This window comes from Pseudoalteromonas sp. CO348, from assembly GCF_004208845.1.
GTDB classification, from domain to species: domain Bacteria; phylum Pseudomonadota; class Gammaproteobacteria; order Enterobacterales; family Alteromonadaceae; genus Pseudoalteromonas; species Pseudoalteromonas maricaloris.
Genome location: NZ_SGPI01000032.1, coordinates 1 through 24,390, shown reverse-complemented (window position 1 = coordinate 24,390; position 24,390 = coordinate 1). Strand labels below are relative to the sequence as shown.

The window sequence follows — 24,390 nt, the reverse complement described above, 5'->3', positions numbered from 1 at the left end:
GGTCTCTTTTACTTAACCTAATTGTTGCAAAAAATAGAGTCAGATATGCGAACGTCTGTTCTACTCCTACTAAGTTTTTGTTTTTTATTCCTTTTAGATTCAAACTGCGCAAATGCTGGGCAATTAACAGTGCTAGATGGCAGCGGCAAGCCCTTGCAGCATGCCGTTGTTGAATTGACGGACGAGCCTGTCGAGTCAGCAGCAAAAGCAGTGGCGGTTATGGATCAAATCAATAAACAATTTGTTCCTTTCATCCTTACTATCCAAAAAGGACAATTGGTTAATTTTCCCAATAGCGATGATATCCGTCATCACGTTTATTCGTTTTCTGCGGTAAAACCTTTTGAGCTAAAGCTATACGCTGGCACGCCAAATCAACCGCTTAAGTTTGAAAATGCTGGTGTAGTGGTGTTAGGTTGTAACATTCACGACTCTATGGTGGGCTATATTTACATTGCAGATGACAAGCAAGTATTGGTATCGGATGCGAATGGATTAGTAACTTTGCCGAATTCTACGAAACAAGTAACGGTATGGCACCCCTATCAAGATAATGACATAGATAGTCGGCAAACCGTGCAAATAGTGAACACAACGGCGCCAATGTCCGTAACAATAAAAACAACTTATCCAGCGCCGCGTAATACCTTTGGCGAGCGCTTTGGACAACATGAATGAATAACAGCTTTAAAAATAAAATAATTAGTCTCTGTATTTTGCTTATCCTTGTCACGGCGGGGATGAGCTTGGCAAGTTTTTGGTGGTCCACAAGTAAATTCAATGAAGCGCAAGTGCAAAGAAAAATTCAAGTGGCGCAAAATGTTTATCAACAATATTTAAAAGCGCGAGAGCAGCTATTGGTTACCGCGGCGACTGTACTGACCGCTGACTTTGGCTTTAAACAGGCGGTCGCGACGAGAGATGCACAAACCATCAGTAGTGTGTTGCTTAATCACTCCCGCCGTATTGATGCCGACTTAATGCTGTTGCTGGATGTGAAAGGCGATCTGATCTCCGCTAACAGAGAAGGACTCGACTTCCCGAGCGACACCAGAACTTGGATGCAAGCGTTGCAAAGCCACACCGACCACTCAGCTTTTGTGGTGCTTAGTGAGCAGTTGTATCAAGTGATTATTTTGCCTGTGCGAGCACCTAGGACGATTGCATACTCAATTATTGGCTTTGAGGTTGGATCTGCTGTGGCGTTAGAGCTCAAAGAGCTGACAGGAATGGAAACAAGCTTTGTTGGTGCCGCTGATAACCTAAAAGCAAGCTCGCTGACTGCTCTTGCACTTGGTGGTGATTTATTTACTTTCCTAGCGGCGCAAAAAACGACACGGTGGCTTAGCCAGTATCCGGTATATGAAAGTGCTGAGGTGAGTTTACCTTCTCTTGCAAGTAACCCGGTGAGTTTGGTACTCAGTGCGGATTTAACTACTCAGTATCAAGAATTCGATAAAATGGTGTTGACCATTATTTTACTCTCCCTCGGTACTATCCTTATTGGTTTTATCACCAGTGGTATTGTTGCCAAGAATCTTACGACACCGCTTAGTAAGCTTACAGAGTTGGCAAAACGCTTTGCTAAAGGGGATTACTCAGCCAAATTGGAAGAGGCTCGACCGACCCAAGAAATTTGCCAGCTTGTTGACGCTTTTAATGATATGGGCGAAGACATTCAAGAGCGTGAAGAGCAGATCCGCTTTCAAGCCAGTCATGACCATTTGACTGGGTTTTTTAATCGTAATGCGGCATTGGATAAACTACATAGTATGCTCAGCAGTGGTGCAGAGTATTACTTTATTGCCATAGACATAAAGGGATTACGCCATATCAATGACAAGCTCGGCCCTCGGGTAGGAGATGATTGCATTAAAGCCGTGGCGAAACGGATAGCGGAGATCAATACAGCAGAAGGCGGATTGAATGTTAGGCTTGGTGGTGATGAGTTTTTAGTTGCACATCCAGCGAGTGCGTGTGCCGATCCGCAAAGTGCTGTGCTCGGTATTGTTGAATGTGCTGAGATGCTAAATCAAGGTCTGAGCAAGCCCTACACTGTGCAGGGGTTAGATATTTCGCTTCACTTTAGTATCGGCGTAGTGCATTACCCCAAACAAGCACATACTCCCGAAGATGTCGTTCGCCGGGCTTTGATCGCAGTTGATACTGCAGCGCACGATGGTCATGATGTTTACTACTACCAATCAGGTGAAGATGAAGCCCATCTAGAGCGCCTGCAAATTATTGATGAACTAAAACACGCTATTGCCAACGATGATGGTCAGCTTTTTATGACCTACCAACCAAAGCTAAATATGAAAACCAATCGTATCGATAAGGTTGAGTCTCTCATTCGTTGGCAACGTAAAAATGGCGAATGGGTGTCGCCCGAACTATTTATCGATCTTGCCGAGCAATCAGGTTTGATTGTTGAATTAACTCAGTGGGTAGTAAAGACTGTGGTGTCACAAGTTGCTAATTGGGTACGCCAAGGTGAACGCATCAAGGCAGCCATTAATGTATCGGCACAAGACATCGCAGATAAAAACTTCTTGTTTCATCTTAAGACGCTACTAGACACACATAACGTCAAACCTGAGTTGATCACCATTGAGCTTACTGAGCGAGACATGATTGAGAATGAGGAAAAAGGCATTGCGGTTCTTCAAGCGCTCAAACAGCTTGGCGTGCAGGTCTCGCTTGATGATTATGGTGTGGGTCAAACTTCCCTTGGTCGATTAAAAATGTTACCTATTGATGAGTTGAAACTCGACAAGGTGTTTATTCTAAAGCTCGCACAATCGGAAAAAGACCAGTTTATTGTGCGCTCCACTATCACGCTTGGTCACCAACTTGGTTTTAGCGTGGTTGCGGAAGGCGTTGAAGACAAAGCATCGCTTGAGCTACTTGAGTCAATGCAGTGTGATTATGCACAAGGTTACTATCTAAGTAAGCCGCTCAAAGCCGCTGACTTTGACCTGTGGCTGGGGAGATATAATGAAGTGGGCTAATGTTTTTGCCGTGTGCTTACTAGTGTGCGGACCAACTTTCGCCGCAACAGGAAAGCTACTAGCGACTCCTGGGGTATCACAGGTTGAGGGAAGTGCAGGTGGTGGCATTGTGCCGTGGGCGCAGCTTGCTGGATATGCATCGGAAGATGAATGGTCGGCGAGCGGGTTTTGCAGCCGAGCTAGCCTGAAAGACTACCAGCTCGATGTGTGTGGCGTTCAAGCCAACTTATTCAATCGCGTAGAGTTAAGTTTCGCTCGACAAAACTTCGATGTGGATGCGCTTAATCTTGATATTGAGCAAGATATTGTCGGTGCCAAGGTACGGCTATATGGCGATATCGTCTACAGTAAATATCCACAATTGAGCTTTGGCATTCAGCATAAGTCCTTGGATGATGCTACGGTTGCCAATTTGCTCGGCGCTGAAGATAACTCAGGAACGGATTATTACTTAGCTGCAAGCAAACTGCATTTGGGTGCTGTAGGCGGTTATAACTGGTTCTGGAATATTACGATGAGACACTCTAGAGCTAATCAACTTGGCATACTAGGTTATGGTGGTGCTAACGACGGTGCGCCTTGGCAACTAGAAGCCAGCAGCGCAGTATTTTTATCGAGGCATTGGGCTGTCGGTGCCGAATATCGCCAAAAATCCAACAACCTTGGACTTGGTGAGTCAGATTGGAAAGATGTATTTGTCGCTTGGATCCCGAATAAGTCAGTGAGTGTGACGGCGGCATGGCTAGACCTTGGCAAAATCGCAGGGCAGCCTTCTCAAACGGGTTGGTATCTATCTGTTACGGGGTACTTTTAAATGAAATGGTTATCACTAACGGCAATCTTGCTTTTCCTCGTGGCGTGTAGTGCTTCGACTCCACAAACCTCCCTGTATGAGCAAATAGGGGGTAACGCTGGCGCAGAAAAGCTAGTAGACGCGTTTATTAAACAGATTGGCAATGATGACGTTATTTTACCGTATTTTAGAGAGTCCAATGTTAGGCACTTTCGTGAAGGGTTTATTATTCATCTGTGCGATACCTTAGACGGCCCTTGTGATTATGAAGGCGATAGCATGGTACAGATCCACACCGGCATGGCTATTAGTGAGTCTGACTTTAATCGAGTGGTTGATCTCTTGATCAACGCAATGAATGAGGTTGGGATTGCTCACTCTGTACAAAATCAAGTTCTGGCCCGCCTAGCACCGATGCGAAGTGAAGTTATCAAGTTGTAGGCTCGATAGCAAAAAGCTTGTAGAGAGAATTGTTTGTATTTTGTTAGCAAATAACCCCTTGCTGATAAACTGTGTTGTTTTTTGGAATTATGGTTCTTCATTCAAAAGAGTAAAGTAAAAGCTGAATTTTGATGCTTAATTCTGTAATCTAGTAGCCAAATTGTCGTAAAATCCGTCACGGTTTTAGCAACAAACAAATGCCATAGTGAGTTACAGCTCAAACCGTGCTGATTAGAAAGAGAGCCAAGTTGAAAAAAGTTATCACATTTGGAACCTTTGATGTATTCCACGTTGGTCATGTCAATATTTTAGAGCGAGCGAAAGCACTGGGTGATTATCTCATTGTGGGGATCTCATCGGATGAACTTAACTTTTCGAAAAAAGGTAGAAATCCAATATACTCAATAGCAGATCGCCTAAAAATCATTAGCTCATTGCGATTTGTAGATGAGGTGTTTGTGGAGGAGTCTCTGGAGCTAAAAGCGCAATATATCAAAGACTTTGATGCTGATGTTCTGGTGATGGGTGATGATTGGAAAGACAAGTTCGATATATATAAAGATATCTGTGATGTGGTTTATTTAGAGCGCACCCCATCAATTTCAACAACGGAAATAATAGAGGTCGTACGCAGACCCGAAGGAAAATAATAGCATGAAGCACGTGGTCGATAGGGATTGGCTCTTTGCAAATCTTGGCAAAGTGAAAGTATTGGATGCTGGCATTGTGAAACCGGGTCAGTCAGGCCCTTATAACGCCCCAGCAATCATTCAAGACGCGCTGCGTTTTGATATTAGTGGTGCGCTAGCTAATCCCCATGCTACATCACCCAATATGTGCTGCAGTCCAGCTCAATTTCAAGCAGAAATGCGACAGCTTGGTATCAACCAACATGATGTGTTAGTCGCTTACGATGATAAGGGTATGTTTAGCGCTGCCAGAGCTTGGTATATGCTCAAAATGATGGGTCATAAACAAGTGTATGTACTGGATGGTGGATTACCTGCTTGGTGTGAAAAACAATACCCTTTGAGTCAAGCGTACGCGCAAGTCCAACAAGCAGGAAACTTTGTCGCTGCATATGATGAAACAGCATTTGTAGATAAAGCCGCTGTGCTTAGTAATATTGACGCCGAACTGAGTTATCTATTTGATGCTAGAGGTGCAAAGCGCTTTACTGGTGAAGAGCAAGAGCCTCGTGCAGATATGCGCAGCGGCCATGTGCCTAAAAGTAAAAATCTGCCATACACGAGTTTGTTAAACGCCGATGGCTGCTTTAAACCACTCACTGAGCTTGAAGAGTTGTATAGCGACTTATCAAAGGACAAAACTAAGCCTCTGATATTCTCTTGTGGCTCAGGTGTTACAGCTTGTATTTTAGCGCTGGTGGCTGACGAGCTAGGTTACGAACATTTGACGGTATATGACGGCTCGTGGAGTGAATGGGGCGCTGATCCCAATGTGCCCGTTGAGACAAATTAATCCACTATTTAATGTGAAAAAGGTGCCATTGGCACCTTTTTCATGTGTGAAGCGAGCTATTTACTCGCTTCAAAATAGATCACTTATGATAAGTAAGGCACGCTTCAACTTCGTGCTTTGAACCTAAGATAACACCAACGCGTTGATGTATTTCTTCAGGTTGAATATCCAAAATGCGTTCACGACCAGTGTGGGCAATACCGCCTGCTTGCTCGATAAGCATCGCCATTGGATTGGCTTCGTAAAGTAGGCGAAGTTTAAATGGCTTGTTTGGATCTTTACGATCTTCTGGATAAGTGAATAGTCCGCCACGGCATAATACGCGGTGAACATCGCCAACCATTGCCGCTATCCAGCGCATATTGAAGTTTTTACCACGCGGTCCGGTTTCACCTTCAAGTAGATCGGCAATGTAATTTTGCATTGCTGGGGTCCAGTGGCGTTGGTTTGAAGCGTTGATGGCAAACTCTTTGGTGTCTTCTGGAATGGCTGCAAAGTCTTGCGTGAGTAGGAAGCTACCGTGTGTTTTGTCTAGGGTAAACAAGCGAGTTCCCTTGCCTGTTGATAGCGCTAACATGGTTGATGGGCCATATAACACATAGCCCGCTGCTACTTGTTTATGACCTGGCTGCATAAAAATAGCAGGATCGCTAGGGTCTGAACCTTCAGGCGCTTCCATAATAGAAAAAATAGTACCAACTAGTGAGTTAATGTCGGTATTGGATGAACCATCCAACGGATCGAAAGCGACAATATAGTTCGCTTTTGGATTGCCGGCGACGGTGTAATCTTCTTCTTCAGAAGCGATGGCTTTAACATAGCCAGATTCAAGCAAAATATCTTTCAATAGCTGGTTTGAAAGTACATCGAGCTTCTTTTGCGTTTCACCTTGAATGTTCTCATCTAAGGTTGAACCTAATACACCTGAAAGTGCACCTTGGCCAACACGGAACGATATTTCTTTACATGCCGCGAGAATGGTTCGGATTAGAGAAACCAACTCACGAGAACAACCATCTTCAATTAACACCGGAGGGAGTCTACGCATTTTTTAAATCCTGATCACCTTGTGTTTATGGCAATAAATAGTGTGAGAGGTGCCATAAACAGCGCTGTAATTCGTCTTGAAAGACTGTAAATTGTATACGATTTCATATACAACTGGGGTTAAGCCTCAAAACCATAAATAACAAAGAGCAGCCATGAGAAAAATAACGTGCTTCACTCAAACTGTATCCGCTTTGCTACTGTGTATGATAACCCAAGCACACGCAGCAATTAAGTCTATTGATGAATTTACTGCCAGTTTTAATCATCATCCCGGTTTTTACGCCTTCTATAGCGATGATTCGAGCGGCAAACTGTACTTAGACATCGACAAACTAGACGCCCCTTTCTTGTTACAGCATAGTTTACCTTATGGTGTAGGTTCGAATGATATAGGTTTAGACCGCGGGCAGTTAGGTGGGACGCACTTAGTTCAGTTTGAACGTTTTGGTGATAAGGTAATGCTGCGTGCTATCAACACGTATTATCGCGCAAGTGCGAATAATATGGCCGAAAAGCAAAGCGTTAAAGAGGCTTTTGCTTCAAGTATTCTACACGGGTTCAACGTGGTTGCAGAAGATAAAGACAGTGTTTTGGTTGACTACACGCCTTATCTACTCAGCGATGTGCATGGTGTTTCTCGCACGTTGGCAAATCGTAATCAAGGTAGTTTTAGCTTAGACTCAAGCCGCAGCGCTGTGTTTATGTCGCGTTCAAAGGCATTTGTTAAAAACACAGAACTTGAAGCCGTGTTGACATTCAAAGGTACAAAGCCTGGTGAATATGTACGCCAGGTGAGTGCAGATCCTTATGCGCTTACGGTACATCAGCACCATTCTTTAATTGAGTTGCCTGACGATAACTACCAGCCACGTGCATTTCATCCGCAATCGGGTTATTGGAGTATCGAGCATAAGGATTACTCAGCGCCGCTTGGACAGTCAATGTTTGTGCGTTATATCCCACGCCACCGTTTACAGAAAAAAGACCCAACTGCAGAAATCTCAGAGGCCGTAGAGCCGATTGTTTACTATCTTGATCCTGGTGTACCTGAGCCGGTCAAAACTGCGTTACTTGATGGCGCTAAATGGTGGGATCAAGCATTTGAAGCTGCTGGCTACAAAAATGCGTTTCAAGTCAAAGTACTTCCTGAAAATGCCGACCCTATGGATATTCGCTATAACGTGATCCAATGGGTGCATCGCGCTACTCGTGGGTGGTCATATGGCGCGTCGGTGATAGACCCACGTACCGGTGAAATTTTAAAAGGTCACGTGACGCTAGGTTCGCTTCGTGTCCGTCAAGATATTCTTATCGCCGAAGCACTTTCTGCGCCATTTGTTGAGGGTAATGAGGTGACTGAGCGACTTCATGCTATGGCGCTAGACCGTATTCGTCAGTTGAGTGCACATGAAATTGGCCACACGTTGGGCATTGCACACAACTTCTCAGCGTCGGTAAAGGATCGCGCGTCAGTCATGGACTATCCTCATCCGCTGGTGGGATTTGAAAATGGCCAACTGGATATCACTAAGGGCTACGCAAAAGGCATGGGCACGTGGGATACACAAGTGATTAAATATGGTTATAGTGATTTCGCTGGTGCTGATGAAGCCACTGAGCTTGCAGCTATTCTTGCTGAAAATAAGGCGCAAGGGCTTGAATTTATCTCTGACTCTGACGCCAGAGCGCAGGGCGGGGCACATCCAACGGCGCACCTTTGGGACAATGGGGCAGATCCCGCAGCTGAATTACTGCGTGTGCTGGATGTCCGCAAGCAGGCGTTGAATAGCTTTGGTATTCACAGCATTCAAAAAGGAGTTGCTCTGTCGCAGCTAGAGGAGAAACTGGTCCCACTGTATCTTTTCCATCGTTATCAGGTTGAGGCCGCAGTAAAATTGATTGGCGGTGTGGATTACGACTATGAAGTTCGCGGTGACGAGATGATAAAAGGGGCGAAAGTCGTGGCTAAAGAGGCGCAGAAAAATGCGGCCAATGCGCTTTTGAGTACGCTGTCGCCTGCGGCGTTGACTATTCCTGACTCTATTTTGGCGTTAATACCTCCTAAGGCTTACGGTGAGTACAAAACTCGCGAAAGTATTAAAGGGAGAACTGGACTAACCCTAGATGCGATGGCATTACCAGAAGTCGCCGCACAGCATAGCCTTGACTTGCTGCTTAATCCACAGCGATTAAACCGTCTTGCACAGCAGCACGCACGCGATACTCAATATTTTGGTACACAGGCGCTTTTAGAGGCTTTATATCAGCAGGTATTTGCCCAATCAGGCAGCAAAGGTATGGCTCAAAAGCTACAGCAACGAGTGCAATATCTAAGTGCAACTCAGCTTGTAAAACTGAGTCACAACGATAAAGTCGCACCTGAAGTGCAGGCGCAATTAAAGTTTTATTTAGCAAAAGTTGCGAAAGACTTTAATCAGTCGTCGGTATTTAGCGATGTTGCTTTTGAGCAAGCGTTTAAACATATGCTCGCACAGCAAATTAATCACTATCTAGATTCAGGAGAGTGGCCTGAAAGCTTTAAGGCGCTTGAAATGCCGCCTGGCTCACCAATCTAGTCTTTAAAGCAAAGCTGAAAAAAGGGCGCTCGAGGGAGCGCCCTTTTTAGTTATAATTAATACCAATTGAATTAATTCTCTAATCAATTTGAAGGGTGAAATAGCATATTAGCTTCGTTAAAAATTTCTCATTTAGAACAACTAAATAGCAAAATTTTTGCCTTGCTACTAAAGCTATTTCCCCGCTTCAAGATAGATCATTTACTTAATACAACTGGTATAAGCAAAGCAACTTTCTCTTATTAGCTGCTTAATAATATCCTGACTTGGCTGGATTTTTTCCATTGCTAAAAACTCGTTGGGTTGGTGTGCTTGATTAATGGAACCTGGCCCCATAACGATAGTTTCGCAGCCTAGCTGTTGTAGAAAGGGTGCTTCGGTACAATAGTTTACAGCAATTGCTTGTTGTCCTGACAGGCGCTCAGCCATTTTCACCAAAGCAGAATCTGTCGAGCCGGTAAAAGCCGGAATGGGTTCGTGCATATCTATAACCGAGACACTATTCGGATACTGTGTATTGATGGGTGCCATAGCTGCCGTGAGCATGGCTTGCAGTTCTTTGATGCTAAGACCTGGCAAAGGGCGCATATCAATATGCAGTTCACAACAGCCACAAATACGGTTGGCGTTGTCGCCGCCATGAATGTGTCCAAGGTTTAAAGTTGGGTAAGGAATAGCAAAATGTGGAGTTGAATATTTATTCTTTAATTCTTCTCTTAACTTTAATAAATTTGCAATCACCTGATGCATGATTTCAATGGCATTTAAGCCGCGCTCAGGATCTGAGCTATGACCTGAGCGACCAACGATGCGGATGGCGGTCGTCATATGGCCTTTGTGGGTAAATACTGGCACCATATCAGTGGGTTCACCAATAATGCAGCGCGCCGGCTTCAAGCTTGGATGTTTTGCGATTTCCTGAGCACCAGCCATGGTGGTTTCTTCATCGGCGGTGGCTAAAATCATGATAGGAGCATTTTGCTGTAATTCATCAAGCTCTGAGATTGCATTCAATACGAAAGCAAAAAAACCTTTCATATCAATACTTCCAAGGCCATATAATTTATTATCTTGCTCGCTTAATTTAAAAGGATCGAATTGCCAGCGGCTATCGTCGAAGGGAACGGTATCCGTGTGGCCGGCCAACATTAATCCACCATCGCCATTACCTCGTCTTGCAATTAGATTATATTTTCCTTTTGCATGTTCAAGCTCTGTTACTTCGACAGTAAATCCTAACGTTTCGCACCACTGTGCGAGTAGCTGGATCACATTCTGATTACTCATGTTGAGACTGTCTTCTAATGCACTGATAGATGGCGCGGCGATCAGTTGCTGATACATTTCCATAAAAGCGGGCAATTTCATAAAAATTCCTAAAATACTTATTCAAAGTTCTTGCATAAAAATATAAAGATGTTTAGAGTGAATATCAATTCACTTTTTTAGCATAAATATATTTTGGAACAGCAATGCGACGATTTGACTTCAACAACTAGCAGAACCAATCCTAATCAAACTTTTTTAATCTTGAGAACACTATGTTGAAAGTATCTATAATCGGAGCGAGCGGCTACAGTGGCGCTGAGCTTGCTAAGCTGGTTGCCAAGCATCCTGCCTTCACACTTGCGCATTGCTTTGTATCTGAGCAAAGCTTAGACAAACACAAATTCATCAGCGATTTATATCCAGAATATTCGGGCTTGCTAGATATTGAGCTGCAACCCTTAAATGAGCAAGCTTTTTCGTTGATAGAGCAATCATCGGACTATGTGTGTTTATGCACGGATCACAAGGTTAGCGTAGAACTTGCACCGGTATTTTTACAGATGGGCAAACGGGTTTTTGACCTATCTGGAGGTTACCGTTTATCTAGCAATGAAGACTACGAAACTTACTACGGTTTTTCTCACCCACATCAAGACTGGTTAGCGCAAGCGCAATACGGGTTAGCTGAATGGTATGGCGATGTTATTAAAACGGCGAAGTTAGTGGCGGTCGCAGGCTGCTACCCCACGGCGGCACTCAATGCACTTAAGCCATTACAACAAGCTGATCTGATAACAGAGCAACCAGTTATCATCAATGCTGTTTCTGGTGTGACTGGCGCTGGTAGAAAAGCGAATGTCGCCACACACTTTTGCGAAGTATCTCTTGCACCGTACGGTTTGTTTACGCACAGACATAGTCCAGAAATAGAAAAGTACCTTGAACACCCAGTGTTGTTTACGCCGCATTTAGGGAATTTTAAGCGTGGTATCTTGGAAACGATCTACGTCACTCTGAAAGAAAATATCACACCAAATCAAGTTGATGCCGCTTACCAGGTGCTTGCCGATGAGCCGCTGATCAGATTAAAGGGGAGTCAACTCCCATCAATCAAAGCCGTTGAAAATCAGCCTTTTGTTGATATTGGTTGGCAGCAAAAGGGCAATCAACTGATTGTAGTGGTCGCGATTGATAACTTGCTTAAAGGGGCGGCAGGCCAAGCATTACAGTGTATGAACTTGGCGGCGGGACTTGAGCATTATCACGGTTTAGGAGTATCAGCATGAGCAAACAAACTTGGGTGATAAAACTAGGTGGTGCGGTGTTGAATCAAGAGGGTGCAGCGCAAGCATTGTTTTCAGCTATCAAGCAAATTCAACAGGATGCACCACACAAGCAGTTTGTGATTGTTCATGGTGGCGGGGCGCTGGTTGATAAGTGGCTGACCGATGCCGGTTTTGCTACTGCAAAACATCAAGGACTGCGGATCAGTCCACAAGAGCAAATGCCCTATATTGTTGGTGCACTTGCAGGCTGTGCTAACAAGCAACTGATGGCGGACGCCATTACTGCCACGCTCAAGCCCGTTGGATTGTGCTTATATGATGCTGGATTTTCCACAACTCAAAAGCTTAAAGCGCTTGGCCGTGTAGGTAGCTGTGAAGCGAGTGAAGGTGGCATGCTTGAAGCAGTGTTGGAGTTTGATAGGTTACCTGTTGTTAGTTCGGTAGGTATTGGTGCGGACGGTCATTTATACAACGTGAATGCGGATGAAGCAGCAGCTGCTATCGCCAGTAAACTTGGTGCAGAACTTATTTTTATGACTGACGTTGAGGCGGTACTTGATGGCGATAAACAGCCATTAAATCAACTTAACGCGGAACAGATTTCAACGTTAATCGCGCAAAAGGTCATTGTGGGCGGGATGGAGGTCAAAGTTAAGACCAGTCTTCACGCTGCCCAACACTTACGACGAGGGGTGTACATCTCTAGCTGGCAAAAGCCAGAAAATTTAATTGCGTTGCTCAATGGTGAGCACGTAGGTACACAAATTCTGCCGTAGGAAAACATCATGACTAAGCATTTTTTAACTGGTTTGGAATTAGACCAAACTAACGTTTTGAACTTATTAAAGCTTGCAAAAAATATTAAAAATCAACCGCAAGAATATAACCAAGCCTTAGCTGGCAAGTCGATAGTTACGCTATTTGAAAAGCCGAGCTTGAGAACGCGGCTGTCGTTCGATATCGGTATTCATAAACTGGGCGGTCATGCTGTGTATTTAGATCAGCAAAATGGCGCAATGGGGGCGCGTGAATCAGTAAAAGATTTTGCGCTTAATATTTCGACTTGGGCCGATGGCCTTGTGGCGCGCGTAAATCACCATAGTACGCTTGAGACGCTCGCTGAGTTTTCGTCGGTGCCTGTTGTGAATAGCCTATGTGATTTATATCACCCTTGCCAAGCGTTGGCTGATTTTCTCACCTTATTTGAAACTTACGACGATGTCAGCCAGATCAAAATCGCTTACCTCGGTGAAGGCAATAACGTAACACATTCATTAATGTTGCTTGCGGCAACATTAGGCACTGATTTTGTGGCGGTTTGTCCTAAAGGCCATTCTCCAGATGCACAAATTGTAAAGCAGGCTGAACAAATTGCAGCGGTAAATGGTGCCTCAGTTCTGGTCAGTGATCGGGTAGAAGCGGCGGCTGGCGCTAATGTGCTCTACGCTGATACTTGGGTTTCGATGGGGAATAAAACGCCAATTGAACAGGTGAAAGACACCTTTATGCCATATCAAATCAACCAACAATTGGTTGAAGCATGTGGCGCACAAACCATTTTGCATTGCCAGCCAGCACATCGTGAGTTTGAAATTACTTCCGAAGTGATGGACGGGCCAAAGTCAAAAATTATTCAACAAGCTGAAAACCGCATGCATGCCCAAAACGCATTGCTGGTATCGCTGTTAAACAAAGATTACGTTTGAGGTTAAAGAACATGAGCAAGATTAAAAAAGTGGTACTGGCTTACTCTGGTGGATTAGACACATCAGCGATTGTGCCATGGTTAAAAGAGAACTACGGTTGTGAAGTTGTCGCCTTTGTTGCCGATGTAGGTCAGGGTGAAGAAGAATTGGTCGGGGTTGAAGAAAAGGCAATCGCATCAGGTGCCTCTGAGTGCTATATCGTCGACTTAAAAGAAGAAATGGTTAGCGACTATATTTATCCAACTCTTAAAACTGGCGCTATCTATGAAGGGACATATTTACTGGGTACTTCGATGGCGCGTCCTATTATCGCCAAAGCACAAGTTGAAATCGCTCGTAAAGTTGGTGCAGATGCACTTTCTCATGGTTGTACTGGCAAGGGGAACGATCAGGTGCGTTTTGAATCTTGCTTCTCAGCGCTTGCGCCTGATCTTAAAGTGATTGCACCATGGCGTGAATGGTCATTGTCAAGTCGTGAATCGCTGCTTGACTATTTGGCCGAGCGTAATATCCCTTGTGCAGCCTCTGCCACCAAAATTTACAGTCGTGATGCCAATGCTTGGCATATTTCTCACGAAGGTGGTGAATTGGAAGATCCATGGAATGAGCCAAGCGATCAGGTTTGGACCATGACTAATTCTCCAGAAGCCGCACCGGATCAGCCTGAATATGTGTCTGTATTAATCGAAAAGGGTGAAATCACCGGTGTTAACGGTGAGCGTTATAGTCCTTATCAGTGTCTAGTTAAGTTAAACGAGATTGCATCACCGCATGGTGTTGGTCGTGTGGATATCGTTGAAAACCGCCTAGTCGGCATGAAATCTCGTGGCTGTTATGAAACACCGGGAGGCACTGTGATGATGGCTGCGTTACAAGCGATTGATGAGCTGATCTTAGACAAATCTTGTCGTAAATGGAAAACCGCGCTTAGCGAAGAGTTTGCGCACTTAGTTTATGACGGTCGCTGGTTTACCCCACTTAAAGATTCAATTCTAGCTGCCGCAGAGTCTTTCGCACAGCAGGCAACTGGCGAGGTGGTGCTTAAGCTTTATAAAGGCCATGTACATGCAGTGCAAAAGCAATCAATCAATAGTTTATATAGTGAAGATTTTGCCACATTTGGTGAAGATGACGTATATGACCAATCTCATGCGGAGGGATTCATTCGTCTATTCTCATTATCTAGCCGGATAGCGGCGTTAAACAAGCAAAAGCAGTCTTAAGGTAGGAGAGCGAGATGGCATTATGGGGCGGCCGTTTTTCATCAGGTCCTGATGAGGCATTTAAGCAATTTAATGATTCTCTGCCATTTGATTATCAATTGGCAGAGCAAGATATTGTTGGCTCTATCGCTTGGGCGGGTGCGCTAAAGCAAGTAGAAGTATTAACTGAAAGCGAACATCAGCAGATCATCTCTGCGCTGAAACAGCTTTTGGATGAAGTGATTGCTGATCCGCATAGTGTAGCAACCGCGGGACATGAGGATATTCATTCTTATGTTGAAGCTAAACTTATCGACAAAGTGGGTGATTTAGGTAAAAAGCTGCACACAGGTCGAAGCCGTAACGACCAAGTAGCCACTGATTTTAGACTGTGGAGTCGTAAAACGGCGCAGCAACTGCTTGTGGCACTGAATTCACTAAAGCTAGCTCTAGTGACACTCGCAGAGCAGGAGCTTGGTACTATTTTGCCTGGCTACACCCATTTACAGCGTGCTCAGCCTGTACTTTTTAGTCATTGGTGTATGGCTTACGTTGAGATGATTGAGCGCGATGAGTCGCGCTTAAATGATGCGCTTGAAAGGTTAAATGTGTGTCCACTTGGCTCAGGTGCGCTAGCGGGGACTGCCTATCCTATCGATCGTGAAGTGTTGGCCGTTAACCTTGGCTTTAGAGAAGCCTCTCGTAATAGTTTAGATGCGGTCTCTGATCGTGACTTTGTTGTTGAGCTACTCAGTTGTGCGTCTATTTCTATGATGCATTTATCTCGTTTTGCTGAAGATTTGATCTTTTACAATTCTGGTGAATCTGGATTTATTGATTTGGCCGACAGTGTGACATCCGGTTCATCCTTGATGCCACAGAAAAAGAACCCTGACGCCTTAGAGTTGATCCGTGGCAAAACAGGTCGAGTTTTTGGCGCCTTTAGCGGCATGATGATGACGCTTAAAGCTTTGCCTTTGGCCTACAACAAAGACATGCAGGAAGACAAAGAAGGCCTATTTGATGCCATGCCAACTTGGCTTGCGTGTATTCATATGGCTGAAGCATGCGTTAAAGGCATTAAGGTTAATGATGATAAAACGTTAGCGGCGGCAAAAGGTGGTCACGCCAATGCAACAGAGCTTGCTGATTATCTCGTTGCTAAGGGAATACCGTTTAGGGAAGGCCATCACATCGTCGGTGAATTAGTGCAGTTAGCAATTAGTAAGGGGCAAAACCTCGAGGATCTGAGCTTAGAGGAATTCCAGCAAGTCAGCGCAGTAATTGCAGAGGATGTCTACCCGGTACTCGAAATTGACGCTTGTATTGCCGCTCGTAAAGCATTAGGCGGCACCTCATTGCCACAAGTGACCAATGCCATTAAAACGGCAAAAAAAAAGCAAAAAATCCTAGTGCGTGATGCCAATTTAGATGATGTTGAAGCCATTGCCGGACTGATCCAGTATTGGGCTAAAGTAGGTGAGAACCTACCGCGAGCGAAAAGTGACATGATCCATAGTATCAACGAGTTTGCGGTGACAGAGGTCGATGGCAAAGTGACAGGATGTGCATCTTTATATATTTACGACACTGGGCTTGCGGAAATTCGCTCTTTGGGTGTAAATCCCGAAAGCGAAATAAAGGGACAAGGGCAACTTTTAGTTGAGCATTTACTGGTGAAAGCCAAAAAATTGGCACTCAATCGTATTATTGTGCTAACTAGAGTGCCAGGCTTCTTTATGAAACAAGGCTTTAACAACTGTACCAAAGATAGCTTGCCTGAAAAAGTGATGAAAGACTGTGAGTTGTGCTTGCGTAAAGATAACTGTGATGAAATTGCGATGGATTTCATTATAAAACAAACATCTAGCTTAAGTATTCCATGTAAATTTGTGGCTTAACATCCAACTTTTATAGAATCAAAAAGAGCGCTAGTAAGCGCTCTTTCTGTATGTAAATCAACCGATTGAAATTAATTTAATAAATGTTGGCATGTCTCGTGCTATGTAAATCTCGATAATTTTTAGGTGACTCACTTTTAGAGTTAAGACTAATTTGTAAATATTGAGGGAAATTCAATGCTAAAGATGATTCTAGCGAGAAAAAATCAAGCTAAAACAGCTGGTCAAACAAAGTCGCTTTCTGATAAGGTAATTCAATCTGGAAGTAAACTTGAGATGGTATCTGGCGCACGTGGAAGTGTAATTACTCCGCCTGGGTCTAAAGAACCGTACTAATGATTAATGTTAATTTATGACTTTTTTGGTATGAGTATAGGAGCCCTTGTTATATGGGGCTTCTTGATGGCCACACTGCTACATCTATTTTTTTATATACTAAAAGTCCAGAAAAATTTACAGCTACTCCTTGCTTCTACTCTGTTATTTATCTCCTACTTTGTAAGCGATTTTATCATTGTTTCTGATAGCTATAACACAGCTATTCACGGCATATTTGCTTTATTTGATCTCTTTACTTTATTAGCTCTTTTTCTTGCCACTTATACTTTTTTTAAAGATGAAAAGCTTGAAGTGGGCGTTTTATATACTATGATAGGTTTGGCTATTAATACTGTTATGTTCTTCTTTATGTATATTGATACATATATTTATGAAAATGTAACGCGCTGGCTGTTATGGTATTTGTACTCATATTTAGTGATTTCTGTGGACTTTATTATGGTTACTTCTCTATTAGTCAATAAAGATTGGTTAGGTATTAAATGGGCTATAAGTAAGGTGAGAGCTAGGGTAGCTTGAAGTTGTGGTCGATTTTCACTATTTGTTTTACTTGTTTCTTAGTAGTTTGCACTCATGGATTCTACTGTTTGTTGCACTCTTTAACTTTGTTCGAGCAACTAAAAACCCTAAATTTAAGCAGCTCAGTGGCATTTCATTTCTCCTCGCAGGTTCATATTTTCTCACAATACCTACATTTTATTTTTGCGAGTCAAAAGGCTGGTTAACTGGTACAGCGGGGTTCTATGATCTTTCAATTTACTTTATATTTTTATTCTTAGATATTTCTACAATACTTTTGCTAGTTAGTCTCCCCTGAAACCAATTTAATTTATTGAATTACTTGAAGATCTAAACGATCTTACTACCCTCAAATTGCAGCTTTTTTGAATCACATAGCCAAAACATTGCAATTTGAGTGTAAAAATGAAACCAGAACCAACCACGCAAACACCACAAAAGCACCTGTTTCAAATCGAGCTTATTGATATTGTTTCACCGCGTCATGAACTCGTGAAATTGGCAAAACTCATTGATTGGCAGCGTCTAGAGGTTGAATTTAAACAGCATTATGGCGATAAAGGCGCTGGCGCCAAGCCTATCCGCCTACTTGCGGGTCTCGAATATCTGAAACAAATTCACAAACTGTCTGACGAAAACACGGTGGCCATGTGGTGCGAAAATCCGTATTGGCAATATTTTTGTGGCATGCAATTTTTTACGCATGAACCGCCTTGCGATCCCAGTTCAATGACACGCTTTCGCAAGCGAATTGGTGAGGATGGCGTTGAGTTAATGCTGTCGCTCACGGTAGATGCGGGCCTTAAAAGTAATACAATTAAGCCTTCAAGCTTGCGAGAAGTAGTCGTAGACAGCACCGTTATGGAGAAAAATATCGCCCATCCAACAGACAGTAAACTACTAGAAAAATGCCGCAATAAACTGGTTGGCTTCGCTAAGCAAGCCGGCATTGTGCTTAGGCAAAGTTATGAACGAGTAGGCCCTAAGGCCGCTCAAAAGGTGGCAAGTTATGCTCATGCCAAACAATTCAAACGCATGAAGAAGACACTGAAAAAACAGAAAAACTATCTCAGGCGAGTGATGAAAGACATCTTGCGGAAAATCACCGAGCAACCAAGCAAGGAATTCTTCGACACCCTACAGCAGGCTGAGCGACTGTTAAAGCAAGAAAAAACGAGTAAAAACAAACTCTATAGCCTACATGAGCCGGATGTTGAATGTATCGCCAAGGGAAAAAGCGCAAAGCCATATGAGTTTGGTGTCAAAGTGAGTGTCGCGACAACATTGAAAGAGCAGTTTGTGGTGTGCGCTCATGCAATGCACGGCAATCCCTATGATGGTGACACGTTATGGGAAACGTTGAGAATAGTAGAAAACGTCACGGATAAAAGACCATACAACTGTTTTGTAGATAGAGGTTATCGCGGGCACTTTGCAGAACGTTATGATGTGTATATTGCAGGGCAAAAGCGCGGTGTGACGCCGAGTATTAAGAAAAAACTCAAGCGACGCAATGCGATAGAGCCAATCATCGGGCACATGAAACAAGATGGTCACTTAGGGCTTAACCGCTTAAAAGGAAAGCTCGGTGACAAACTGAATGCAGTGCTTGCGGGTATAGGCCAAAACTGTCGTAAAATCCTAGCCCAACTGCGGCTTTTTTATGCCTGGATTTTATATCAGTTATTAACAGCGAAAAGCGCTGCGTAATAACAGGACTGTCGATAAAGGTGGTGCTCAGGCTGGACTGATCTTGTACTGCCAGTCTAAGCATTAAAACGTCAATATTCAGAACCGACTAGTTAAGCTATTTAAGTTTCCAGAATTTAGACTGACAAGAGTAGTGAAGTCCTATGTGATAGGTTTTTTAACAGTAAACTCATTTCTTTTTGTTTTAATTATAAGTGAGGATATTATTACTAATCACCGAGTGGATAAAGAGTATCGTGATTGGGTTTACTGGTTATACACTATCGGAATGTATATAACCGATTGGCTTTTAATTGTCGTTTTGCTTATTCCTAAGGACTTTCTTGGATTATACGCCATAATAAAAGAGCGGCGATGGCCGCTCGTTAAAACTGATATTCCACGCTCAACGTGAGTGCTGCGTGGCTTTCGTCTTCTTCCTGAGACTTATCTTGCCATGCCTTTAGGCCAATTTTAGCAAGCGCGCCAAACACACCTTGTTGGTAACCGAGCTCGAGCTGATTTCGTTCAACGTCTAGTGTGTCAAATTCAACTCGTTTTAGTTTGGCATAAGTACCAATGCCATCTGTGCTGAAGTAATCTAACGCGAGAGTGAGGTTTTTAGCGTCTAATCCCGAGCTTGCTCCAAGCCAAAGGTCGCGTTCACTGTAGTTCGCTGAATCTAGGGTATTGTCTCTTGGGCAAAGCGCGAGCTTTAGCTCGTCTTTACAATCAATGCTTGTATCTGAGTATTCAATAAAGCTTTTAAGACGATAGTCTTTACCACCCCAATAACTTTCAATACCTAGGGTGTACATTGGATTGCTTGGTAACGCACCACTGTCGTTATTGCCTGCAAACTCACCGTATAAAGCGAGCGGTTGATTAGCTAGCCTAGTGGAATATTTGAAGTCAACGCTGGTGAGGCGTTGCGTTTGCTTTTCGCTTTCAAGGTTTTGTTGTTGATAAACAAAGTCGCTGGATGTTGTACTAAAGCCAAGCTCTAACCCTTGAATTGGAAAAGCTGCCGCTCTAAACCCCCAAAAATCACCATCCTTTTTACTGGCTATACTTGGGCGTTGTTTTGCCATAATGGCCGTCACTTGCCAAGGACCAACGAAAGAGAGAAAGCTCGGTCCAATGTAGTTGTTATTGGCACGACTCAAACGAACCGCTTTCATTGGGGCTGCGTTGTTTGAAAGCATCAGCGCATTTTCGTTACTCGGTCCCCACCAGTAGCTTAGCCGCTCAGCGCTGAGAGACCAATTACCAAACAGCACTGCGAGGTGGCTGCCGTGGTGATTAACATATTTTCCATCTTGGCCTTCATCTGCGTAGTTAACCGCAACTTTAGCGCTAACAGCACCACCTGTAATAACGCCATAAGTACGCAAGCCTGAACGTTCATTTTGACGTTCACCAAAGCCTGTTGAGTGCTCTTCAGCACCGTTAAAATGTGCTTTTACACTACTGTATCTTTCTCTTTTTGCTTGTTTTAGCGCATGGCGTAAATGTGCCAATGCAAAGCTTGCGGTTTCAGAGAGATTTCTGTCATCAATAGCGGCGAGGTCATTTACAATGCCGCTCCATAGCAGAGGATATTGATTAACTGGGCGATTTATCACGCCTTCTGCAACCAGTAAATCTATGCTGTGTTTAAGCTCACTTTGCGACACCTCTATCCAAGGTGAAGCGTGCGCATAAGTACCAACCAATACGGCTAGGGATAATAGGCACTTTTTCATCCGTGTAGTTTTTCCTCTAAAGCTTTGGCAACCAGCGGATGAACAAATTCACTGACATTGCCTTTATGAAGCGCAACTTCTTTTACTAAAGTTGACGAGATAAATGAATTCTTTTCAGATGGCGTTAAAAATACGCTTTCCAAATCGGGATGTAAACGGCGATTCATATTGGCCAGCTGGAACTCATAGTCAAAGTCAGACACCGCGCGAATACCGCGGATCAGCACGTTGGCTTTTTGCTCTTTCGCTAAATCAACGAGTAATCCTGAAAACCCAATCACCTTTACATTTTTATGTGACTTTAAAATTTCTTCAGCCAAAGCAACACGTTGCTCTAGTGAGAAACAAGGTTGTTTATTTGGGTTATGGGCAATTGCCAAGATCACGGTATCAAACATTTTTGCTGCACGTTTGATTAAGTCTTCATGTCCATTAGTGAGGGGATCAAATGTGCCAGGGTAGAGGGCGATGACTTTCATAAGCGTAACTATGTTGAATTTTTTTGTATGGTAACAAGGTTTTTTTGAAAAAACACTGGTCAGCTTTGTCGGATCTAAGCTTATCTAGAGGTAAAATTAGTGCTATTTTTTCACATGGAGCGCGCAATAGCCTAGTAACACTAGCAATAGCGCGACCACGTTATCAACAAAGATAGAGAATCGTAATGAATACCAAGGAAAAAATAATACGTACCAGCATCGCGTTATTTAATTTGCATGGAGAGCGCGCGATTACGACAAACCATATAGCGTCCAGTTTGGGGATTAGTCCTGGCAATTTGTACTATCATTTTAAAAATAAAGAAGACATCATTCGGCAAATATTCGCGCTTTATAGCGAGCATTTAAATACGCATTTTAAGCCACTGGAGCAGCACAACGAACCGCTTGAGCAGCTAACTCAATATTTAGACTCCTTGTTCGACCTGATGTGGCGTTATCACTTTTTCTACGACAATCTGACAGACATCTTGGCTCGTGATGATGAATTGAAAAAAAACTACATTGCTTTTCAGTCACGCTTACTTGAGCAAGTAAAAGCGGTAGTAATTGGCCTAAGAGATACGGGCGTGATCACCATAGATGATGACGATGCTAAAGAGCTTGCGCATATGTTGAAAATGACCGTTAGTTTCTGGACTCCTTATGTTAAAGCCAGAAGAATGACAGGCGTCCTTGAGCAACAAGATATATACAATGGCATTGTTAAAGTACTGATGATTTTTAAACCTTACGCGACGCCCATGAGCGCACCGAAAGTGGCACAACTTCAGCAGCATTATCAAGCACTAGCTGAGGCGAGCTTACCGAGTATTGCTTAGCCTTAAATAACTAAGCGGGCCTTTTGCCTGGGGGAGCACAGGCAAAAGGCTTTGTAGAGCACAAAGGGAAAAGGTTTGTTTATTTCCTAATCGGCTCTGAGTTTGATATACTCGCGCGCCCGAACTGTCCCTCGGTCAGTGTGCGCCACGATAGAGTCCGCTTAGGTCAAATCAGTGCGTCATCGCAACCGATAATCGATCTGTAGTAGAGTGACTTTTATGCTTAAATTTATCGTCAAATTACATCCCGAAATTGCTATTAAGAGCAAATCCGTCCGTAAGCGTTTTACCAAAGTATTAGAGAAGAACATCAAAATGCTGTTGGTTCGCGTTGACGAAAACGTAAAAGTTAAAAATAACTGGGACAATATCTCAGTGACGAGCGAGCTAAGTGACGAGAAAACCCGCCTTGGTCTAATTGACCACCTTAAACGCACGCCAGGTATTGTGCAGTTTATTGAGGTGCAAGAAACACAGTTCGATACGCTTGATGATATCTACCAACAAACGATTGCTTTGGTTGAGCCATTGATCAAGGGCAAAACGTTTTGTGTACGCGTAAAGCGCCAAGGTAAGCATGAGTTTACTTCAAGCGACGTGGAGCGTTATGTTGGTGGCGGTTTAAACCAAAATGTAGAGGGTGCCAGCGTAAGGCTGAAAAAACCTGATGTGACGGTTAAAATCGAAGTCAAAGACAATAAAGCCTACATCGTTCGTCACCAGCACTTTGGTCTAGGTGGCTTCCCACTACCAACGCAAGAAGACGTGCTGTCTTTGGTTTCTGGCGGATTCGACTCCGGTGTTGCGACTTATCAAATGATGCGAAAAGGGGCGCGTACGCACTTTTTGTTCTTTAACTTAGGTGGTGCAGCCCACGAAATTGGCGTTAAGCAAGTAAGCCACTACTTGTGGAAACAATTTAGCTCTACCCACAAAGTTAAATTTATTACGATTGACTTTGAGCCAGTTGTCGCTGAAATTCTTGAGAATATCGAAAGCGGACAAATGGGCGTGGTGCTAAAGCGCATGATGATGCGTGCAGGTGCTGTAGTCGCAGAGCGTTTGGGGATCCCAGCACTGGTAACTGGTGAAAGTATTGGCCAGGTATCGAGCCAAACCTTGGCTAACCTTAACGTGATTGACCGTGTTACAGAGATGCTGATCTTACGACCGCTTATTCAACACGATAAAGAAGAGATCATTCGTATTGCCAGAGCGATTGGCACCAATGAAATGGCAGAAGCAATGCCTGAATATTGTGGTGTGATCTCTCAAAAACCAACGGTAAAAGCACAGCTTCACAAGATATTAGCTGAAGAAGAAAAGTTTGACTTTGATGTATTGAATACAGTTGTAGCGAACGCGACGGTAAAAGATATTCGTGATATTGAAGCTGAAGCAAAAGAAGAAGTGAAAGAAGCGGAATCGGTAAGTGAATTACCTGACAACGCGGTGGTACTAGATATTCGTTCTCCAGAAGAGGAAGATGCCAACCCTCTAGAGCTAGATGGTGCACAAGTGATCCACTTACCTTTCTTTAGATTAGCCACTAAGTTTGGTGACTTACCACAGGACAAAGAATACTACTTGTACTGTTCGAAAGGCGTAATGAGCCAGTTACAAGCACTTATTTTGCATGAAAATGGCTATGCTAACGTCAAGGTGTACCGTCCTTAAAATAAAGCGTGTTAACAAGCGTTGGGTGAGACTTTAGGATTTACCCAACGCGTTTTTTGTGGGGTTGCTTGTTTATCCCCGTTTATTTACTAGGTATTTTGTAGCTGCCTTCCACAGTTAGTATCAAAGCGCATCCATGCGCTCCTCGTTCATTCTTTTGAAACGACGCAATCGAGCGAATCAAGAAAACGTCGCCCCGACATCATACTGAATCCTAAACCCAAAAAACGGATAGGAAAGCAACCGACATCCCGCCGGCGCATTGCATATCGGCTTATGCTTCTCAGGTGTGATGAAAGGGGAATTATACCAGTTGTATTAAGTAAATGATCTATCTTGAAGCGGGGAAATAGCTTTAGTAGCAAGGCAAAAATTTTGCTATT

At 43.6% G+C, this 24,390-nt stretch carries 20 protein-coding genes; 16 read left to right on the top strand and 4 right to left on the bottom strand.

Going from position 1 to position 24,390, the window contains the following annotated elements:
* The first annotated feature begins 45 nt into the window (after positions 1-45).
* The 6 genes from EXT48_RS16070 to EXT48_RS16045 all read left to right on the top strand — a co-directional run bounded on the left by EXT48_RS16070 (position 46) and on the right by EXT48_RS16045 (position 5,727).
* Complete coding sequence (locus tag EXT48_RS16070) at positions 46-678, top strand: methylamine utilization protein (RefSeq protein ID WP_010374271.1); 633 nt, start codon at positions 46-48, stop codon at positions 676-678.
* Entirely contained in the window at positions 675-3,011 is a 2,337-nt protein-coding gene (locus tag EXT48_RS16065; protein ID WP_130165025.1) for a bifunctional diguanylate cyclase/phosphodiesterase, read from the top strand. Before EXT48_RS16070 ends, EXT48_RS16065 begins: the two co-directional genes overlap by 4 nt.
* Positions 2,998-3,825: a DUF3034 family protein gene (locus tag EXT48_RS16060; RefSeq protein ID WP_130165024.1), complete on the top strand. Its 828-nt coding sequence runs from the start codon at positions 2,998-3,000 to the stop codon at positions 3,823-3,825. The genes EXT48_RS16065 and EXT48_RS16060 overlap by 14 nt, the downstream gene beginning before the upstream one ends.
* Positions 3,826-4,245: a group 1 truncated hemoglobin gene (locus tag EXT48_RS16055; RefSeq protein ID WP_130165023.1), complete on the top strand. Its 420-nt coding sequence runs from the start codon at positions 3,826-3,828 to the stop codon at positions 4,243-4,245.
* Positions 4,246-4,493: 248 nt separating this feature from the next.
* A complete protein-coding gene (locus EXT48_RS16050; RefSeq protein ID WP_010605851.1) occupies positions 4,494-4,895 on the top strand; it encodes an adenylyltransferase/cytidyltransferase family protein in 402 nt (133 codons plus the stop codon).
* Between the two features lie 4 nt (positions 4,896-4,899).
* Positions 4,900-5,727: a sulfurtransferase gene (locus tag EXT48_RS16045; protein ID WP_130165022.1), complete on the top strand. Its 828-nt coding sequence runs from the start codon at positions 4,900-4,902 to the stop codon at positions 5,725-5,727.
* Positions 5,728-5,806: 79 nt separating this feature from the next.
* Here the strand turns inward: EXT48_RS16045 and EXT48_RS16040 are convergent, their stop codons facing one another.
* Positions 5,807-6,775 carry a class 1 fructose-bisphosphatase gene (locus EXT48_RS16040; protein ID WP_130165021.1) on the bottom strand — a complete coding sequence of 323 codons (969 nt, stop codon included), beginning with the start codon at positions 6,773-6,775 and terminating at the stop codon, positions 5,807-5,809.
* 154 nt (positions 6,776-6,929) lie between these two features.
* On the opposite strand from EXT48_RS16040, the gene EXT48_RS16035 reads away from it, so the two are divergent.
* Entirely contained in the window at positions 6,930-9,353 is a 2,424-nt protein-coding gene (locus tag EXT48_RS16035) for a zinc-dependent metalloprotease (protein ID WP_130165020.1), read from the top strand.
* A 201-nt stretch (positions 9,354-9,554) separates the two neighbouring features.
* On the opposite strand, the gene argE is transcribed toward EXT48_RS16035, so the two are convergent.
* A complete protein-coding gene (gene argE, locus EXT48_RS16030) occupies positions 9,555-10,721 on the bottom strand; it encodes an acetylornithine deacetylase (RefSeq protein WP_130165019.1) in 1,167 nt (388 codons plus the stop codon).
* Between the two features lie 176 nt (positions 10,722-10,897).
* On the opposite strand from argE, the gene argC reads away from it, so the two are divergent.
* From argC to EXT48_RS15990, 7 genes are all read left to right on the top strand, one after another.
* Positions 10,898-11,908 carry an N-acetyl-gamma-glutamyl-phosphate reductase gene (gene argC, locus EXT48_RS16025; RefSeq protein WP_205992110.1) on the top strand — a complete coding sequence of 337 codons (1,011 nt, stop codon included), beginning with the start codon at positions 10,898-10,900 and terminating at the stop codon, positions 11,906-11,908.
* Positions 11,905-12,684 (top strand): acetylglutamate kinase, encoded by a 780-nt coding sequence (gene argB, locus EXT48_RS16020; protein WP_130165017.1) that lies wholly within the window; start codon positions 11,905-11,907, stop codon positions 12,682-12,684. Before argC ends, argB begins: the two co-directional genes overlap by 4 nt.
* A gap of 9 nt (positions 12,685-12,693) precedes the next feature.
* Entirely contained in the window at positions 12,694-13,614 is a 921-nt protein-coding gene (locus tag EXT48_RS16015) for an ornithine carbamoyltransferase (protein ID WP_010374249.1), read from the top strand.
* A gap of 11 nt (positions 13,615-13,625) precedes the next feature.
* Positions 13,626-14,837 carry an argininosuccinate synthase gene (locus EXT48_RS16010; RefSeq protein WP_130165016.1) on the top strand — a complete coding sequence of 404 codons (1,212 nt, stop codon included), beginning with the start codon at positions 13,626-13,628 and terminating at the stop codon, positions 14,835-14,837.
* A gap of 14 nt (positions 14,838-14,851) precedes the next feature.
* The gene (argH, locus tag EXT48_RS16005) at positions 14,852-16,717 is read left to right on the top strand and encodes an argininosuccinate lyase (protein WP_130165015.1); all 1,866 of its coding nucleotides are present in this window, start codon (positions 14,852-14,854) and stop codon (positions 16,715-16,717) included.
* 402 nt (positions 16,718-17,119) lie between these two features.
* Positions 17,120-17,575, top strand: coding sequence for a hypothetical protein (locus EXT48_RS16000; RefSeq protein WP_223193776.1), 456 nt, complete (start codon positions 17,120-17,122; stop codon positions 17,573-17,575).
* A 405-nt stretch (positions 17,576-17,980) separates the two neighbouring features.
* A complete protein-coding gene (locus EXT48_RS15990) occupies positions 17,981-19,285 on the top strand; it encodes an IS5 family transposase (protein WP_130165014.1) in 1,305 nt (434 codons plus the stop codon).
* Between the two features lie 365 nt (positions 19,286-19,650).
* Here the strand turns inward: EXT48_RS15990 and EXT48_RS15980 are convergent, their stop codons facing one another.
* Together EXT48_RS15980 and coaD are read right to left on the bottom strand one after the other, a co-directional pair.
* Complete coding sequence (locus EXT48_RS15980) at positions 19,651-21,009, bottom strand: capsule assembly Wzi family protein (protein ID WP_069020555.1); 1,359 nt, start codon at positions 21,007-21,009, stop codon at positions 19,651-19,653.
* Positions 21,006-21,488, bottom strand: a complete 483-nt coding sequence (gene coaD / locus EXT48_RS15975) for a pantetheine-phosphate adenylyltransferase (RefSeq protein ID WP_010374242.1) — start codon at positions 21,486-21,488, stop codon at positions 21,006-21,008. Before coaD ends, EXT48_RS15980 begins: the two co-directional genes overlap by 4 nt.
* Before the next feature lie 185 nt (positions 21,489-21,673).
* Between coaD and EXT48_RS15970 the strand changes: the two genes are divergently transcribed.
* Both EXT48_RS15970 and thiI read left to right on the top strand, forming a co-directional pair.
* Positions 21,674-22,330, top strand: a complete 657-nt coding sequence (locus EXT48_RS15970) for a TetR/AcrR family transcriptional regulator (protein WP_010374241.1) — start codon at positions 21,674-21,676, stop codon at positions 22,328-22,330.
* Positions 22,331-22,549: 219 nt separating this feature from the next.
* Positions 22,550-24,007 (top strand): tRNA uracil 4-sulfurtransferase ThiI, encoded by a 1,458-nt coding sequence (gene thiI, locus EXT48_RS15965; protein WP_010374240.1) that lies wholly within the window; start codon positions 22,550-22,552, stop codon positions 24,005-24,007.
* The last annotated feature ends 383 nt before the right edge of the window (positions 24,008-24,390 follow it).